The 14810-nt window shown below is 67.3% G+C and carries 13 protein-coding genes; 9 read left to right on the forward strand and 4 right to left on the reverse strand.

Features of this window, described 5'->3' with window-relative positions; genetic code table 11:
- The first annotated feature begins 156 nt into the window (after nucleotides 1–156).
- Nucleotides 157–1494, forward strand: coding sequence for a spinster family MFS transporter (locus tag SZ55_RS25165; protein ID WP_044413425.1), 1338 nt, complete (start codon nucleotides 157–159; stop codon nucleotides 1492–1494).
- A gap of 55 nt (nucleotides 1495–1549) precedes the next feature.
- Here SZ55_RS25165 and rapA read toward each other — a convergent pair whose 3' ends face one another.
- Nucleotides 1550–4399, reverse strand: coding sequence for an RNA polymerase-associated protein RapA (rapA, locus tag SZ55_RS25170; protein ID WP_044413428.1), 2850 nt, complete (start codon nucleotides 4397–4399; stop codon nucleotides 1550–1552).
- Nucleotides 4400–4553: 154 nt separating this feature from the next.
- Between rapA and SZ55_RS25175 the strand changes: the two genes are divergently transcribed.
- Genes SZ55_RS25175 through SZ55_RS28495 form a run of 3 tightly spaced genes read left to right on the forward strand, consistent with a single transcriptional unit; the run spans nucleotide 4554 to nucleotide 5647 of the window.
- The gene (locus tag SZ55_RS25175) at nucleotides 4554–4850 is read left to right on the forward strand and encodes a hypothetical protein (RefSeq protein WP_044413430.1); all 297 of its coding nucleotides are present in this window, start codon (nucleotides 4554–4556) and stop codon (nucleotides 4848–4850) included.
- Between the two features lie 45 nt (nucleotides 4851–4895).
- Nucleotides 4896–5492 (forward strand): alpha-ketoglutarate-dependent dioxygenase AlkB family protein, encoded by a 597-nt coding sequence (locus tag SZ55_RS25180; protein WP_044413433.1) that lies wholly within the window; start codon nucleotides 4896–4898, stop codon nucleotides 5490–5492.
- Complete coding sequence (locus SZ55_RS28495; RefSeq protein ID WP_164707288.1) at nucleotides 5489–5647, forward strand: hypothetical protein; 159 nt, start codon at nucleotides 5489–5491, stop codon at nucleotides 5645–5647. The genes SZ55_RS25180 and SZ55_RS28495 overlap by 4 nt, the downstream gene beginning before the upstream one ends.
- 139 nt (nucleotides 5648–5786) lie before the next feature.
- On the opposite strand, the gene ccoM is transcribed toward SZ55_RS28495, so the two are convergent.
- Nucleotides 5787–5906, reverse strand: coding sequence for a cytochrome c oxidase subunit CcoM (gene ccoM / locus SZ55_RS28900; protein ID WP_044413434.1), 120 nt, complete (start codon nucleotides 5904–5906; stop codon nucleotides 5787–5789).
- A 278-nt stretch (nucleotides 5907–6184) separates the two neighbouring features.
- On the opposite strand from ccoM, the gene SZ55_RS25190 reads away from it, so the two are divergent.
- The 3 genes from SZ55_RS25190 to SZ55_RS25200 are packed head-to-tail and all read left to right on the forward strand — an operon-like array spanning nucleotide 6185 to nucleotide 9250.
- Nucleotides 6185–8173: an FUSC family protein gene (locus SZ55_RS25190; RefSeq protein ID WP_044413436.1), complete on the forward strand. Its 1989-nt coding sequence runs from the start codon at nucleotides 6185–6187 to the stop codon at nucleotides 8171–8173.
- Nucleotides 8160–8366, forward strand: coding sequence for a DUF1656 domain-containing protein (locus SZ55_RS25195; protein ID WP_044413439.1), 207 nt, complete (start codon nucleotides 8160–8162; stop codon nucleotides 8364–8366). Before SZ55_RS25190 ends, SZ55_RS25195 begins: the two co-directional genes overlap by 14 nt.
- Before the next feature lie 11 nt (nucleotides 8367–8377).
- Nucleotides 8378–9250 (forward strand): efflux RND transporter periplasmic adaptor subunit, encoded by an 873-nt coding sequence (locus tag SZ55_RS25200; protein ID WP_044413442.1) that lies wholly within the window; start codon nucleotides 8378–8380, stop codon nucleotides 9248–9250.
- Nucleotides 9251–9316: 66 nt separating this feature from the next.
- Here SZ55_RS25200 and SZ55_RS25205 read toward each other — a convergent pair whose 3' ends face one another.
- Nucleotides 9317–9787, reverse strand: coding sequence for a MaoC family dehydratase (locus SZ55_RS25205; protein WP_044413444.1), 471 nt, complete (start codon nucleotides 9785–9787; stop codon nucleotides 9317–9319).
- Nucleotides 9784–10740: an alpha/beta hydrolase gene (locus SZ55_RS25210; protein ID WP_044413447.1), complete on the reverse strand. Its 957-nt coding sequence runs from the start codon at nucleotides 10738–10740 to the stop codon at nucleotides 9784–9786. The genes SZ55_RS25205 and SZ55_RS25210 overlap by 4 nt, the downstream gene beginning before the upstream one ends.
- Nucleotides 10741–11008: 268 nt before the next feature.
- Between SZ55_RS25210 and fadD2 the strand changes: the two genes are divergently transcribed.
- Together fadD2 and fadD1 are read left to right on the forward strand one after the other, a co-directional pair.
- On the forward strand, nucleotides 11009–12697 hold the full coding sequence (fadD2, locus tag SZ55_RS25215) for a long-chain-fatty-acid--CoA ligase FadD2 (protein WP_044413450.1): 1689 nt from the start codon (nucleotides 11009–11011) through the stop codon (nucleotides 12695–12697).
- Nucleotides 12698–12987: 290 nt separating this feature from the next.
- Nucleotides 12988–14673, forward strand: a complete 1686-nt coding sequence (fadD1, locus tag SZ55_RS25220) for a long-chain-fatty-acid--CoA ligase FadD1 (RefSeq protein ID WP_044413452.1) — start codon at nucleotides 12988–12990, stop codon at nucleotides 14671–14673.
- Nucleotides 14674–14810: the final 137 nt, after the last annotated feature.

Genomic DNA, 14810 nt, shown 5'->3' on the forward strand with positions numbered 1-14810 from the left:
CTGCCGGGCGCCGTACGACGAGTGGTCGGGGAGGGCGCCATCGTTCGCCATAACCAGCGCGAATGTTCGCAGACAGCCGCAAGGCGAGCCTCTAGATTCGGCCTTACAAGCCCGGCAGGCGGTCTGCCGGGTCACCAACAACAAAGAGACCGACCCATGCAGCCTTCCCCGCAAGCGGCCAATGCCTGGCGCGTGCTGTTCCTGTTGTTCCTGGCCAACCTGTTCAACTTCTTCGATCGCACCATCCCCGCGATCATCATCGAACCGGTGCGCCACGAGTGGAGCCTGAGCGACTTCCAGCTGGGGCTGATCGGCACCGCCTTCACCCTGGTCTACGCCGTGGCCGGCCTGCCCCTCGGGCGCATGGCCGACACCGGCTCGCGGAAGAAGATCATGGGCTGGGGCCTGGCGGTGTGGAGCGGGCTGACGGCGGTGAACGCCCTGGCGTGGAATTTCTGGAGCTTCCTGCTGATCCGCATGGGGATCGGCATCGGCGAAGCCAGTTATGCCCCGGCGGCCAACTCGCTGATCGGCGACCTGTTCCCGCCGAACAAGCGCGCCCGCGCCATGGGCCTGTTCATGCTCGGCCTGCCGCTGGGGCTGCTGCTGGCCTTCTTCACCATCGGCGCGATGGTGCAGGCCTTCGGCAGCTGGCGGGCGCCCTTCGTCATCGCGGCGATTCCGGGGCTGATCCTCGCGGTGTTCATGTTCTTCATCAAGGAGCCGCAGCGCGGCGCCGCCGACAACCGCACCCAGGACCAGACGCCGCTGGACCGCCCGCTGCGCCGGGTGCTGTCGATCCGCACCTTCTGGTGGCTGACCCTGGCGGGGCTGACCTTCAACTTCGCCACCTACGCCTGCAACTCATTCATGGTGCCGATGCTGCAGCGCTACTTCCTGATGTCCCTGCAGGGGGCTGCCGTCGCCACCGGCATCATCGCCGGCCTCACCGGGCTGGTCGGCCTGACCCTGGGCGGCTGGCTGGCGGACAAGGCCCACGAGAAGTCCGAGCGTGGCCGCCTGCTGCTGGCCACCGGCAGCCTGCTGGTGGCGACCCTGGCCACCGGCTTCGCGCTGTTCTCCGGGCGCATCGAGGTGGGGGTGTTCGTGGGCGTGTTCAGCATCGGCTGGCTGTTCGCCTACACCTTCTACACCTGCGTCTACACCGCCATCCAGGACGTAGTGGAGCCGCGCCTGCGGGCCACGGCCATGGCGCTGTTCTTCGCCGGCCTCTACCTGCTGGGCGGTGGCCTGGGGCCGGTGGTGGTGGGGCTGCTGTCGGACCACTTCGCCCATGCGGCGATGTATGCCGCCGGTGCCAGCGAGATGACCGAGGCCTTCAAGGCCGTGGGCCTGCACGATGCCATGTACCTGATTCCGGTAGCCCTGGGGCTGACCACCCTGGCCCTGTTCCAGGCAGCGCGCTGCTTCGGGCGGGACGTCCGGCGCATGCGCGAGGGGCAGCAGCCGGCGGCGCAGGCCGCGCTGGCCTGATGCCGCAGAAACGAAAAAGCGCGCCGAGGCGCGCTTTTTCGTGGGCGGGGTTTGCTTAGCCGGCGACCAGTACCCGGATGGACTCCAGCCGCAGCGCGGCCTTCTCCATCAACGCCAGGCCTTCTTCGCGCTGGCGGCGCAGGGCTTCGATCTCGCTGTCGCGGACGCTGGGGTTGACCGCCTTGAGCGCTTCCAGGCGCGCCAGTTCTTCCTCCAGCTCGGCCGCGAGGCGCTTGGTGGCCTCGGCCACGCGGGCGTCGTGGCGCGGGCGGATCTTGGTCTCGGCAACCTGGATCTGCGCCGCGAGCACGTCGCGCTGGGCCTGGACGAACTTGTTGGCACTGCCGCGCGGCACGCTTTCCAGCTGGTCGTTGAGGGTGTCGAAGGCCACCTTGGAGGCCAGGTCGTTGCCGTTGGCGTCCAGCAGGCAGCGCAGCGCGGCCGGCGGCAGGAAGCGGCTCAGCTGCAGGCTGCGCGGCGCCACCACCTCGCTCACGTAGAGCAGCTCCAGCAGCACGGTGCCGGGCTTGAGGGCCTTGTTCTTGATCAGCGCGACGGCGGTGTTGCCCATGGAGCCGGACAGCACCAGGTCCATGCCGCCCTGGACCATGGGGTGCTCCCAGGTGAGGAACTGCATGTCCTCGCGGGACAGGGCCTGGTTGCGGTCGTAGGTGATGGTCACGCCTTCGTCGTCGCCCAGGGGGAAGCCGGCGTCGAGCATCTTCTCGCCGGGCTTGAGCACCAGGGCATTCTCGGAGTGGTCCTCACTGTCGATGCCGAAGGCGTCGAGCAGGGACTCCATGTAGATCGGCAGGGCGAACTCGTCGTCCTGCTCGAGGATGGCCTCGACCAGCGCACGGCCTTCACCACCGCCGTTGGAGTTCAGCTCCAGCAGGCGGTCGCGGCCGGAATGCATCTCGCTTTCCAGGCGTTTGCGCTCGGCTTCGGCTTCGCTCAGCAGCGCACCCCAGGTGTCTTCGTCGGCGTCTTCCAGCAGCGGCAGCAGGCGCGGGCCGAACTGGTGCTGCAGGGCGTTGCCGGTGGGGCAGGTGGCGAGGAAGGCGTTCAGCGCGCGGTCGTACCACTGGAACAGGCGCTCCTGGGGGCTGTTCTCCAGGTAGGGCACGTGCAGCTGGATGGTGTGCTTCTGGCCGATCCGGTCGAGGCGGCCGATGCGCTGTTCCAGCAGGTCCGGGTGGGCCGGCAGGTCGAACAGCACCAGGTGGTGGGCGAACTGGAAGTTGCGGCCTTCGGAGCCGATCTCGGAGCAGATCAGCACCTGGGCGCCGAATTCCTCGTCGGCGAAGTAGGCCGCGGCGCGGTCGCGCTCGAGGATGCTCATGCCTTCGTGGAACACGGTGGCGGGGATGCCGGAGCGCACGCGCAGGGCGTCTTCCAGGTCGAGGGCGGTCTCGGCATGGGCGCAGATCACCAGCACCTTGAACTTCTTCAGCATCTTCAGGGTGTCGATCAGCCACTCGACACGGGGGTCGAAGCGCCACCAGCGCTCGCTGTCGTCGACCTCGCCCTGCTGGGCCTGGAAGCTGACCTCGGGGTACAGGTCCGGGTGGTCGCCCACCGGCAGCTCCATGTATTCGCTGGGGTTGGGCAGCGGGTAGGGGTGCAGCTGGCGCTCGGGGAAGCCCTGGACGGCGGCGCGGGTGTTGCGGAACAGCAGGCGGCCGGTGCCGTGGCGGTCCAGCAGCTCGCGCACCAGGCGCGCGGAGGCGTCGCTGTCGCCCTCGGCGACGGCGGCCAGCAGGGTTTCGCCTTCGCTGCCGAGGAAGTTGGCGATGGTGGCCCGCGCTTCGGCGGACAGGCGGCCCTCGTCCAGCAGCTCCTGCACCGCTTCGGCGATGGGGCGGTAGTGGGCGCTCTCGGCACGGAAGGCTTCCAGGTCATGGAAGCGGTTGCGGTCCAGCAGGCGCAGGCGCGCGAAGTGGCTTTCCTGGCCCAGTTGCTCCGGGGTTGCGGTCAGCAGCAGGACGCCGGGGATGACCTCGGCCAGTTGCTCCACCAGGCGGTACTCGTCGCTGGCGTGCTCGGGGTGCCAGACCAGGTGGTGGGCTTCGTCCACCACCAGCAGGTCCCAGCCGGCGGCGAAGGCGGCATCCTGGGCGCGCTCGCTGTCCTTCAGCCATTCCAGGGACACCAGGGCGAGCTGGGCATCCTCGAAGGGGTTGCTGGCATCGCTCTCGGCGAAGCGCTCGGCGTCGAACAGCGCGACCTGCAGGTTGAAGCGGCGGCGCATCTCCACCAGCCACTGGTGCTGGAGGTTCTCCGGGACCAGGATCAGCACCCGGCTGGCGCGACCGGAGAGCAGCTGGCGGTGGATCACCAGGCCGGCCTCGATGGTCTTGCCCAGGCCCACTTCGTCGGCCAGCAGGACGCGGGGTGCGATGCGGTCGGCCACTTCACGGGCGATGTGCAGCTGGTGGGCGATGGGCTGGGCGCGGGCGCCGGACAGGCCCCACAGCGAGGATTGCAGCAGGCGGCTCTGGTGTTGCAGGGTGTGGTAGCGCAGGCCGAACCAGTTCAGCGGGTCGATCTGCCCGGCGAACAGGCGGTCGCTGGCCAGGCGGAACTGGATGAAGTTGGACAGCTGGGTTTCCGGCAGGGTGCGGGCTTCGTTCTGGGCCGTGATGCCGTGGTAGACCAGCAGGCCGTCGACGTCGTCGACCTCCTGCACGGTGAGCTTCCAGCCCTCGAAGTGGGTGATCTCGTCACCCGGAGCGAAGCGCACGCGGGTCAGCGGGGCGTTGCGCAGGGCATACTGGCGCGTCTCGCCGGTCGCCGGGTAGAGCACGGTGAGCAGCCGCCCGTCGGATGTCAGGATGGTTCCGAGGCCCAGTTCAGCCTCGCTGTCACTGATCCAGCGTTGCCCCGGTTCATACTGCTGCGCCATGCGTGTCTCCCGCCATGCAAAAAAGCCGGCTAGTTTAGCGGAACGCGTGGCCAAGAGCGACGGAACTTGCGTTCCCGTTTGCGGTAGAAGTGTAGCGAGGCCGCTAAAGGTGTGGCCTGTGTTGCCGACAGGTTGAATGACAGAGGGTCTGACCATGTTGCCGCCGATCCCCCACAGCCTGGTTCCCGTGACCGCCCAGCAGGACGTGACCAAGCCACGCCCCGACATTCCCCCCGTGGCGCCAGCCCAGGAAAGCCAGCACGAAAGCGAAGTGGGGCTGGACCGCCGTCACCCGCAGGAAGCCGAGGAGATGCTCCGCGAGGAGCAGCGCCGCCGCCAGCGCCGGGGCTACACCCCCGAGCAACTGGCCGAGGGCGAGGTGAAGCCGGCGGACGAGGAGGTGATCGACACCCTCCCGCGCCAGGGCCTCTGGGTGGACGTCGAGGTCTGACGTCGTGGGAGAATACGTCCCCCTGTTTGCGCAATCGGTCATCCCATGAGCCTGTTCGACGACCTGCCCCTTGAGCTGCCGGACGCCTGCCTGCGCCACGAGCGCCACTGGCTGGCGGTGGAGAAAGCCGACGAATGGCTGGCCGGGCTGCTGGCGGAGACGCCCTGGGAGCAGCCGGTCGTGCACCTGCACGGCCAGGACTACCGGGTGCCCCGGCAGGTGGCCTGGTACGGCGACCCCGAAGCGAGCTACCGCTATTCCGGCCTGGTGCACCGCCCGCTGCCCTGGACGCCCCTGCTGGCGAAAATCCGCCAGCGCGTGCAGGAAGACGTGGGGCAGCCCTTCAACGGCGTGCTGCTGAACCTCTACCGGGACGGCCAGGACTCCATGGGCTGGCACAGCGACGACGAGCCGGAACTGGGGCCCGATCCCACCGTGGCGTCGGTGAACCTCGGTGGCACCCGGCGTTTCGACCTGCGCCGCAAGGGCAGCGGGCGCATCGAGCACTCGCTGGAACTGGCACACGGAGCGCTGCTGGTCATGAGCGGGCCGACGCAGCATCATTGGCAACATCAGGTGGCCAAGACCCGAGCCGCCTGCCAGCCACGTCTCAACCTCACCTTCCGCTGGATCCGCCCATGAGCAATGACGACAAGCTGATCGATTTCGGCGCCGAGCGCGACAAGCGCATCCATGACCTGCACGAGAAACGGCTGGTGGACATGCGCCAGGCCTTCGAAAAGGCACTGCCGCTGGGCAAGGCGAAGAAGAACCGCAGCAAACCGAAGAAGCGCTGAACGCCAACCTGAACGGCCCGTCATGGGCTGCGGTCAGAGTGTCGCCCGGTGCCGGCTGGGGTATTTTCGACGGACGAAAAAAAGGGCGACCGAAGTCGCCCGAGGTGCCTTGCGTGCCTGTGTACCTGGAGAACTCGACTTACGCTTTCTTGTCGCGCTTGTGAGAGTCCTTCCAGATGAAGTATCCGACGCCACCGAAGAAGGCGAGCATCAGGCCAACAGTGCCGATACCGGCTAGAACCACAACATCGACGAACATAAGGGCCTCCTGCGTCTGGCGTCTTGTTTCGATGGGTCAAAGGTAGACCCGGGCCAGGGGGCCGAAATTGATCTGGATCAATGGCCGCAGGGCCCGTCCCGCAAGGTCTGCGGGTAACTGATCCAGGTCAATTTTCCAGGGGGTCCCCTGCGCCGGATGGGGCATTTCAGAGCCTTTCGACAGGGAAGGAGAGGGGGAGATGATCAGACGAATCCAGGGCCGTGCCGTACAGGCGGGCGGCCGCCTATGCTTGCCGCACTTCTTCCAAGGTTCCCGACGTGCGTGAAACCCTGAAGGCCTTCCTCGCCCCCGACCTCCCAGCCCTGCAGTTCGCCATCAAGACATTGCTCGGGGGCGGCCTGGCGCTTTGGTGCGCGCTGCGCTTCGGCTTGGAGCAGCCGCAATGGGCGCTGATGACCGCTTTCATCGTGGCCCAGCCGCTGTCCGGGATGGTGGTGCAGAAGGGCCTGGCGCGGCTGCTCGGCACCCTGGTAGGGACCACCATGGCTGTCGTGATCATGGCGCTGTTCGCCCAGACGCCCTGGCTGTTCCTCTTCGTCCTGGCCACCTGGCTGGCGCTGTGCACGGCGGCCTCCACCATGCTGCGCAGTGCCTGGTCGTACGCCTTCGTCCTGGCCGGCTACACGGTGGCCATCATCGGCCTGCCGGCCATCGCCCACCCGCTCAACGTCTTCGACCAGGCCGTGGCCCGCTGCACCGAGATCTGCCTCGGCATCCTCTGTGCCACCGCCACCAGCGCGCTGATCTGGCCGCAGCGTGTGGAGCGCCAGCTGGTGCGGCAGGCCACCGAGGCGTGGGAGAGCGGCATCCGTGCGGCCCGCTCGGCCCTGGACGGTGCGCCCTACGAGCGCCAGGGGCTGCTGGGTGTCCTGGGGCGCCTGGTGGCCGTGGATGCCCAGCGCGAGCACGCCTGGTTCGAAGGTGCGCGCGGTCGGCGTCGCGCCGCTGCCTTGCGGGTGCTCAGCCGCGACCTGCTCAGCGTGCTGCGGCTGGCGCGCGGGGTGGCACGCCAGTGGCGGCAGCTGTCGGGTGACGAGGCCGAGCGCCTGGCCCCCTGGCTGGAGGCCGTGCGACAGGCGCTGGAGTCACCCGATCCGGCACGCCTCGAAGCCCTGGGGCAGCGCCTGCTGGAGGCGGCCGAATCCCCCGAACTGAGCGTGGTGCAGCAATACTGCCTGGGGCGCCTGGCGGTCACCCTCCGCCAGGTACGGGCCGCCGCTGCAGCGCTGGAGGCCGTGGAGCGTGGTGCTCCCACCGAGGACAGTTCGGCGCCCCTGTCCTGGCACCACGACCTGCCCACGGCCTTGCTCTACGGCTCCCGCAGCGGGCTGGCCTTCCTCGGGCTGGCGACCTTCTGGATGGCCACCGCCTGGACCTCCTCCATCGGCGCGCTGACCCTCACCTGCGTGGTCTGCAGCCTCTTTGCCAGCCGCGAGAACGCTGCGCAGATCGGCCTGATGTTCCTGCGCGGCATCCTCTATGCGCTGCCGGTGGCCTTCTTCATCGGCCAGGTGGTACTGCCCCAGTTCAGCGGCTTCCCGCTGCTCTGCATGGCCCTCGGCGTGCCGCTGTTCTTCGGCACCCTGGGCATGGCGCGGCCGGCCCTGAGCGGCACGGCCACCTCGTTCTGCCTGCACTTCATCGTGCTGTGCGCACCGCAGAACACCATGCACTTCGACGTTGCGGTGTTCCTCAACGAAGCCCTGTCCATCCTGCTGGGGGTCGGTTTCGCCGTGCTGGTGTTCCGCCTCATCGTGCTGACCCACCCCGGCTGGCATGGCCGGCGGCTACTGCGGGCCACCTTCAGCGACCTGGGCCGGCTCACCCACCGCACCCTGGCGGGGGCGGAGAACTGGTTCGGCGGGCGCATGGCCGACCGCCTGCTGCAGCTGGCCCGCCACTACCCGGCGCTGCCCAGCCAGTCCCGCAACCGTTGGGACGACGGCATCACCAGCCTCGACATCGGTGACGAACTGCTGCACCTGCGCCGTTGCCTGGCCGTGGGGGAGCGCTCCCTCGGCGCTTCCGAGGCGCGCTTTCTCGAACGGATCGAGCCACTGCTGGAGCAGGGGCCCGCGCCGGAGCGGGCGGATGCGATGGACGCGCCGTCCGAACAACTGATCCAGGCCCTGCGCGAGGCCGGCAACAGCATCGACCGGCGGCTGGCCCTGGCGGCCTTGCTGCAGTTGCGGCAAAGCTGGCGGCAGTGGTGTGAACAACAGGAGGCGCGCCATGGGCTTGCGTGAATGGTCACTGGGCGGCGTATTGCTCAGCCCGCTGCTGATCTACGCCCTGGCGGCGCTGCTGGTGACCGGCGTACTGCGCCTGGCGCTGCAGCGGCTGGGCCTGGCGCGCTGGATCTGGCACGAGGCGCTGTTCGATACCGCCCTCTATGTCTGTGTACTGTCGGTGCTGGTCGCCGTCTTCGGGCACTGGTGAAGGAGAAAACTATGGGCTCCACCTTGCGTGTCGTTGTCACCCTGGCGCTGGTCGCCGCAGCCGTTGTGGGGGGCTACAGCCTCTGGCAGCACTACATGCTCGCGCCCTGGACGCGGGACGCGCGCATCCGCGCCGACGTGGTGGTGATAGCACCGGACGTGTCCGGCTGGGTGGTGGACCTGAAGGTCCGCGACAACCAGCAGGTGAAGGCCGGGGACCTGCTGATGACCATCGACCGCGACCGCTACGAGGCCGCCCTGGAAAAGGCCCGCGCCGTCGCCGAAACTCGCCAGCAGCAACTGCGTCTGCGTGAGCACGAGGCCTCGCGCCGCGCCAGCCTCGGCCCCCAGGCCATCAGTGCGGAACTGCGGGAGAACGCCCAGATCACCGCCGACATCGCCCGGGGCGAATACCGCCAGGCCCAGGCCGACGTGAAGGTCGCCGAGTTGAACCTGGCCCGCAGCGAAGTCCGTGCCCCGCGCAGCGGCCAGGTCACCAACCTGCGTCTGGCCCAGGGCAACTACGCCAGCGCCGGGCAGCCAGTGATGGCACTGGTGGACGACCAGTCCTTCTACGTGCAGGCGTACTTCGAGGAGACCAAGCTGCCCGGCATCCGTGTCGGCGCACCGGTGGACATCTGGCTGATGAGCGCCGGCCAGCCGCTCAAGGGCACGGTGGAAAGCGTCAGCCGCGGCATCACCGACCGCAACGCCAGCCCGGACGGGCAACTGCTCGCCAACGTCGAGCCCACGTTCAACTGGGTACGCCTGGCCCAGCGCATCCCGGTGCGGATCAAGCTCGACCAAATACCGGATGACATACAGCTCAGTGCGGGGATGACCGCCAGCGTCACGGTCGGGGATCAGCCGCAGGCGCAGGACTAGCCGGAAGCTCCCCCGGAACGAAAAAGCCCGGCGATTGCCGGGCTTCCTTCATCAGGGCTGCGGGGTTCAGCCGATGGTGATCGGCGGCAGCTCCGGCAGCTCGATGGCGAGCGATTGCTTGGGCGCCAGTACCTCGGCCTCGCCGTCCACCACCTGCTCGGCGTTCTGGTTGAACACGCGGGTGGCGATGCGCACGCGGTTTTTCGGCAGCTTCTCGAGGATCTCCAGTTCCACGGTCAGGCTGTCGCCCAGCTTCACCGGGCGGGTGAACTTAAGTTGCTGGCCCAGGTAGATGGTGCCCGGCCCGGGCAGCTCGCAGGCGATGGCCGCGCTGATCAGGGCGCCGCTGAACATGCCGTGGGCGATGCGTTCCTTGAACAGCGTGCCGGCCGCGTACTCGGCATCCAGGTGCACCGGGTTGCGGTCGCCGGACAGCGCGGCGAACAACTGGATGTCACGCTCCTCCACCTGCTTCGCGTAGCTGGCCTTCTGGCCGACTTCGAGGGCGTCGTAGGTGAAGTTGGTTACCTGGCTCATGGCGTCTCCTTGTTCGGTTGGCAGGCTCGACCCTGGGCGAGGGCGTGCCTCAGCCAGTCGAGCAGATGATTCGTCACCTCGTCGCGGTTGGTCTCGTTGAACAACTCGTGGCGGGCGTCGGGGTAGATCCTCAGTTGCACGTCGCGCACACCGGCCGAGCGCAGGGCATCGGCCAGGTCCTCCAGGCGCTTGCCGTCGCTGACCGGGTCGCACGCGCCGCCGATCACCAGCAGGGGCAGGTCCGGGTCGATCTGCGCCAGGTGGCCGATGGGCGTGATGTTCTGAAGTCCGCCGAGCAGGTCGAGCCACAACTGGTTGGTGCAGCGGAAGCCGCAGAGGCTGTCGTTGACGTACTTGTCCACCTCGTCCGGGTCGCGGCTGAGCCAGTCGAAGGGCGTGCGGTTGGGCTTGAAGGCCTTGTTGAACGAGCCGAAGGAGAGGAACTCGATCAGCGCGCTGCGGCCGTTCGGGCCCTGGCGCCAGCGTTCCAGCCGTGCCACCACGGCAGCCGCGCGGTACAGCCCCACCGGCTGGTAGTTGGAGCCGGAAAGGATGGCCCCCTGCAGGCTGCAGCTGTGGCGCATCAGGTAGCCCTGGGCGATGTAGCTGCCCATGCTGTGGCCGAGCAGGATGATCGGCGTCTGCGGATGCTGTTGGCGGATGTGGTGGTTGAGGGCCGCGAGGTCGGCGATCACCTTGTTCCAGCCGTCGTGCTCGGCGTACAGGCCGAGGATGCCGTGCTGGGCGGTGCGCCCGTGGCCGCGCTGGTCGTGGGCGTAGACCTCGACGCCCGCCGCCACCAGCGCCGCTGCCAGCCGCGCGTAGCGGCCGCTGTGCTCGGCCATGCCGTGGGCGATCATCACCACCGCCCGGGGTGGCTCCTCGCCGCTCCAGCGGTTCACGTAGAGCGGGGCGGCATCGCTGGCGGTGAGCCAGAAAGCGTCGTGGCGCATGGCCAATCCTTTTGGCGGGAGTGGAGTGATCGGCGCATTGTGCACGGGGGCCGGGGCGGCGCAAAGGGGCTGCGCTGCGTGACCGGTCGGTCCTGCGCGGACCGTTTCGACAGCCTTTGTTCAGACGCTCAGGCACGGGCTGTTGCGGCGAGATTCACGGGATCAATGAGGGCGCTTCGCGTATTTGCGCACGCGGGTGGACCTGCTACTTTCCGGGCAGTCCCGCAGCGCGGGCCAGACACATTCAGGGCAAATGAGGACAACAACAATGCAACCTGATTTCTGGAGCGACAAACGCCCTGCCGGCGTACCGGACCAGATCGACCTGGCGGCCTACCGTTCCGTGGTCGAGGTGTTCGAGCGCTCCTGCAAGAAATTCGCCGACCGCCCGGCCTTCCACAACCTGGGCGTGACCCTGACCTACGCCGAGCTGGACCGCCTGTCCGCCGCCTTCGCCGCCTACCTGCAGAAGCACACGGACCTCAAGCCCGGCGACCGCATCGCCGTGCAGATGCCCAACGTCCTGCAGTACCCCATCGCCGTGTTCGGCGCCCTGCGCGCCGGCCTGGTGGTGGTCAACACCAACCCCCTCTACACCGCCCGCGAGATGCGCCACCAGTTCAAGGACGCCGGCGTGCGGGCCCTGGTGTACATCAACCTGTTCGGCAAGCTGGTGCAGGAAGTGCTGCCCGACACCGAGATCGAGCACCTGATCGAGGCCCGCATGGGTGACATGCTGCCCAGCCTCAAGGGCTGGCTGGTCAACACCGTGGTGAAGAAGGTCAAGAAGATGGTGCCGGATTACCACCTGCCCCAGGCCGTCTCCTTCAAGGACGCCCTGCGCCAGGGCCGGGGCCATGGCCTCAAGCCGGTCAGCGTCGGCCTGGAAGACCTCGCCGTGCTGCAATACACCGGCGGCACCACGGGCGTCGCCAAGGGCGCGATGCTCACCCACGGCAACCTCGTGGCCAACATGCAGCAGGTCAACGCCTGCCTGTCGCAGCTGGGCCCGGATGGCCAGCCGCTGATGAAGCAGGGCCAGGAGATCATGATCGCGCCGCTGCCGCTCTATCACATCTACGCCTTCACCGCGAACTGCATGTGCATGATGGTCAACGGCAACCTCAACGTGTTGATCACCAATCCGCGCGACATCCCCGGCTTCGTCAAGGAACTGAAGAAGTGGCGCTTCTCCGCGCTGCTGGGCCTCAACACCCTGTTCGTCGCGTTGATGGACAACCCCGACTTCAAGGATCTGGACTTCTCCAACCTCAAGGTCACCAACTCCGGCGGCACCGCCCTGGTCAAGGCCACCGCCGAGCGCTGGCAGGCCGTCACCGGCTGCACCGTGGTGGAGGGCTACGGCCTCACCGAAACCTCCCCGGTGGCCAGCGCCAACCCCTACGGTGCCCAGGCCCGCCTGGGCACCGTCGGCATCCCGGTGCCCGGCACCGCCTTCAAGGTGATCGACGACGACGGTAACGAGCTGCCCCTGGGCGAGCGCGGCGAGCTGTGCATCCAGGGCCCGCAGGTGATGAAGGGCTACTGGAACCGCCCCGAAGCCACCGCCGAGGTGCTGGACGCCGAGGGCTGGCTGAAGACCGGCGACATCGCCGTGATCGACCCGGACGGCTACGTGCGCATCGTCGACCGCAAGAAGGACCTGATCATCGTCTCCGGCTTCAACGTCTACCCCAACGAGATCGAGGACGTGGTCATGGCCCACCCGAAGGTGGCCAGCTGCGCCGCCATCGGCGTGCCCGACGAGAAGTCCGGCGAGGCGGTGAAGCTGTTCGTCGTCCCCCGCGAGGGCGGCGTTTCCGTCGAGGAGCTGAAGGCCTACTGCAAGGAAAACTTCACCGGCTACAAGGTGCCCAAGCACATCGTCCTCAAGGACGCCCTGCCCATGACGCCGGTCGGCAAGATCCTCCGTCGCGAGCTGCGCGACATCGCCTGATCCATCCCCTCCGACCCTCGCACCTGCCGCCCGGCAGTGTGCGAGGGTTCACAAACCGCCCTGGGACGCGCTTTCTACGTCAGTTAGGTGGTTTGCTCTAAAGGTGACTGATTGGTTTTGTCTGGTCATTTTGTTGACTGGAAAGGGTCTATTTGGCTCTGGTCGCCTTTTTTCAAAGCTGATAATCTCGGCGCGCTTTTCGCCCTGGGAAGGGCCTGAAACCGCACAGACCACAAAAAACAACTGCCTCGTGCAGTGAAGATCAGCTGTTGCTCAGGAGTGGGCTTTCCATGACCGATAACTTCTGGACGGACAAGTATCCAGCAGGCGTTCCTGCGGAAATCAATGCCGACGCTTACCCCAACATTCAGGCGGTATTGAAAGAGTCCTGCCAACGCTTTGCCGACAAGCCCGCATTCAGCAACCTGGGCAAGACCCTCACCTACGGTGAGCTCTACGCACTCTCCGGTGCCTTCGCCGCCTACCTGCAGAACCACACCGACCTGCAGCCCGGCGACCGTATCGCCGTGCAACTGCCCAACGTCCTGCAGTACCCCGTCGTGGTCTTCGGCGCCCTGCGCGCCGGCCTGGTGGTGGTGAACACCAACCCGCTGTACACCGCGCGGGAGATGGAGCACCAGTTCAACGACTCCGGTGCCAAGGCCCTGGTGTGCCTGGCCAACATGGCCCACCTGGCCGAGAGCGTGCTGCCCAAGACCGGCATTCGCCACGTGGTGGTGACCGAAGTGGGCGACCTGCTGCCGCCGCTCAAGCGCCTGCTGGTGAACAGCGTCATCAAGTACGTGAAGAAGATGGTGCCGGCCTTCCACCTGCCCCAGGCCGTCAAGCTCAACCACGCACTGGCCAAGGGCCAGGGCAAGGCCGTGCGCGAAGCCTCGCCGGCCGCCAACGACGTTGCCGTGCTGCAGTACACCGGCGGCACCACCGGCGTGGCCAAGGGCGCGATGCTCACCCATCGCAACCTCATCGCCAACATGCTGCAGTGCAAGGCGCTGATGGGCGCCAACCTCAATGAAGGGTGCGAGGTGCTCATCACCCCGCTGCCGCTCTATCACATCTACGCCTTCACCTTCCATTGCATGGCGATGATGCTGACCGGCAACCACAACATCCTGATCAGCAACCCGCGCGACCTGCCGGCGATGGTCAAGGAACTGGGCAACTGGAAGTTCACCGGCTTCGTCGGCCTCAACACCCTGTTCGTTGCCCTCTGCAACAACGAGGACTTCCGCAAGCTCGACTTCTCCGCCCTCAAGCTCACCCTGTCCGGCGGCATGGCCCTGCAACTCGCTGCGGCCGAGCGCTGGAAAGAGGTCACCGGCTGCGCCATCTGCGAAGGCTTCGGCATGACCGAGACCAGCCCCGTGGTGTCGGTGAACCCATTCCAGAGCATCCAGATCGGCACCATCGGCATCCCGGTCCCCTCGACCCAGTGCAAGGTGGTGGACGACGAGGGCAACGACCTCGCCATCGGCGCCATCGGCGAGCTGTGCGTCAAGGGCCCGCAGGTGATGAAGGGCTACTGGCAGCGCCAGGACGCCACCGACGAGATCCTCTCGGCGGACGGCTGGCTGAAGACCGGCGACATCGGCCTGATCCAGGAAGACGGCTACATGCGCATCGTCGACCGCAAGAAGGACATGATCCTGGTCTCCGGCTTCAACGTGTACCCGAACGAGCTGGAAGACGTACTCGCCACCCTGCCGGGCGTGCTGCAATGCGCTGCGATCGGCATCCCGGACGAGAAGTCCGGCGAGGCGATCAAGGTCTTCGTGGTGGTCAAGCCGGGTGCCAGCCTGACCAAGGACGAGGTGATGCAGCACATGCGCGCCAACGTCACCGGCTACAAGGTCCCGCGCTCCGTCGAGTTCCGCGACAGCCTGCCGACCACCAACGTCGGCAAGATCCTGCGCCGTGAACTGCGTGACCAGGAACTGAAGAAGCTCAAGGGCTGATCCGTCCCGGCATGAACGAGCCCCGCACCTGCGGGGCTTTTTCTTTTCCTCGCCCGATGACGTCACCCCGGCAGGTGTAGCCCGGGCTTCAGCCCGGGAGCGCCCTGTGCCTCCAGCCGCTTCGCCAGCTCTACCGA

Origin of the sequence: Pseudomonas sp. FeS53a (assembly GCF_000931385.1) — a bacterium.
Lineage (GTDB): Bacteria > Pseudomonadota > Gammaproteobacteria > Pseudomonadales > Pseudomonadaceae > Metapseudomonas > Metapseudomonas otitidis.

What these genes read in the sequence shown, in the direction of transcription:
- SZ55_RS25165 (WP_044413425.1), top strand. Translation starts at nt 157, where the DNA reads ATGCAGCCTTCCCCGCAAGCGGCCAATGCCTGGCGCGTGCTGTTCCTG.
- rapA (WP_044413428.1), bottom strand. Translation starts at nt 4,399, where the DNA reads ATGGCGCAGCAGTATGAACCGGGGCAACGCTGGATCAGTGACAGCGAG.
- SZ55_RS25175 (WP_044413430.1), top strand. Translation starts at nt 4,554, where the DNA reads ATGTTGCCGCCGATCCCCCACAGCCTGGTTCCCGTGACCGCCCAGCAG.
- SZ55_RS25180 (WP_044413433.1), top strand. Translation starts at nt 4,896, where the DNA reads ATGAGCCTGTTCGACGACCTGCCCCTTGAGCTGCCGGACGCCTGCCTG.
- SZ55_RS28495 (WP_164707288.1), top strand. Translation starts at nt 5,489, where the DNA reads ATGAGCAATGACGACAAGCTGATCGATTTCGGCGCCGAGCGCGACAAG.
- ccoM (WP_044413434.1), bottom strand. Translation starts at nt 5,906, where the DNA reads ATGTTCGTCGATGTTGTGGTTCTAGCCGGTATCGGCACTGTTGGCCTG.
- SZ55_RS25195 (WP_044413439.1), top strand. Translation starts at nt 8,160, where the DNA reads ATGGGCTTGCGTGAATGGTCACTGGGCGGCGTATTGCTCAGCCCGCTG.
- SZ55_RS25200 (WP_044413442.1), top strand. Translation starts at nt 8,378, where the DNA reads ATGGGCTCCACCTTGCGTGTCGTTGTCACCCTGGCGCTGGTCGCCGCA.
- SZ55_RS25205 (WP_044413444.1), bottom strand. Translation starts at nt 9,787, where the DNA reads ATGAGCCAGGTAACCAACTTCACCTACGACGCCCTCGAAGTCGGCCAG.
- SZ55_RS25210 (WP_044413447.1), bottom strand. Translation starts at nt 10,740, where the DNA reads ATGCGCCACGACGCTTTCTGGCTCACCGCCAGCGATGCCGCCCCGCTC.
- fadD2 (WP_044413450.1), top strand. Translation starts at nt 11,009, where the DNA reads ATGCAACCTGATTTCTGGAGCGACAAACGCCCTGCCGGCGTACCGGAC.
- fadD1 (WP_044413452.1), top strand. Translation starts at nt 12,988, where the DNA reads ATGACCGATAACTTCTGGACGGACAAGTATCCAGCAGGCGTTCCTGCG.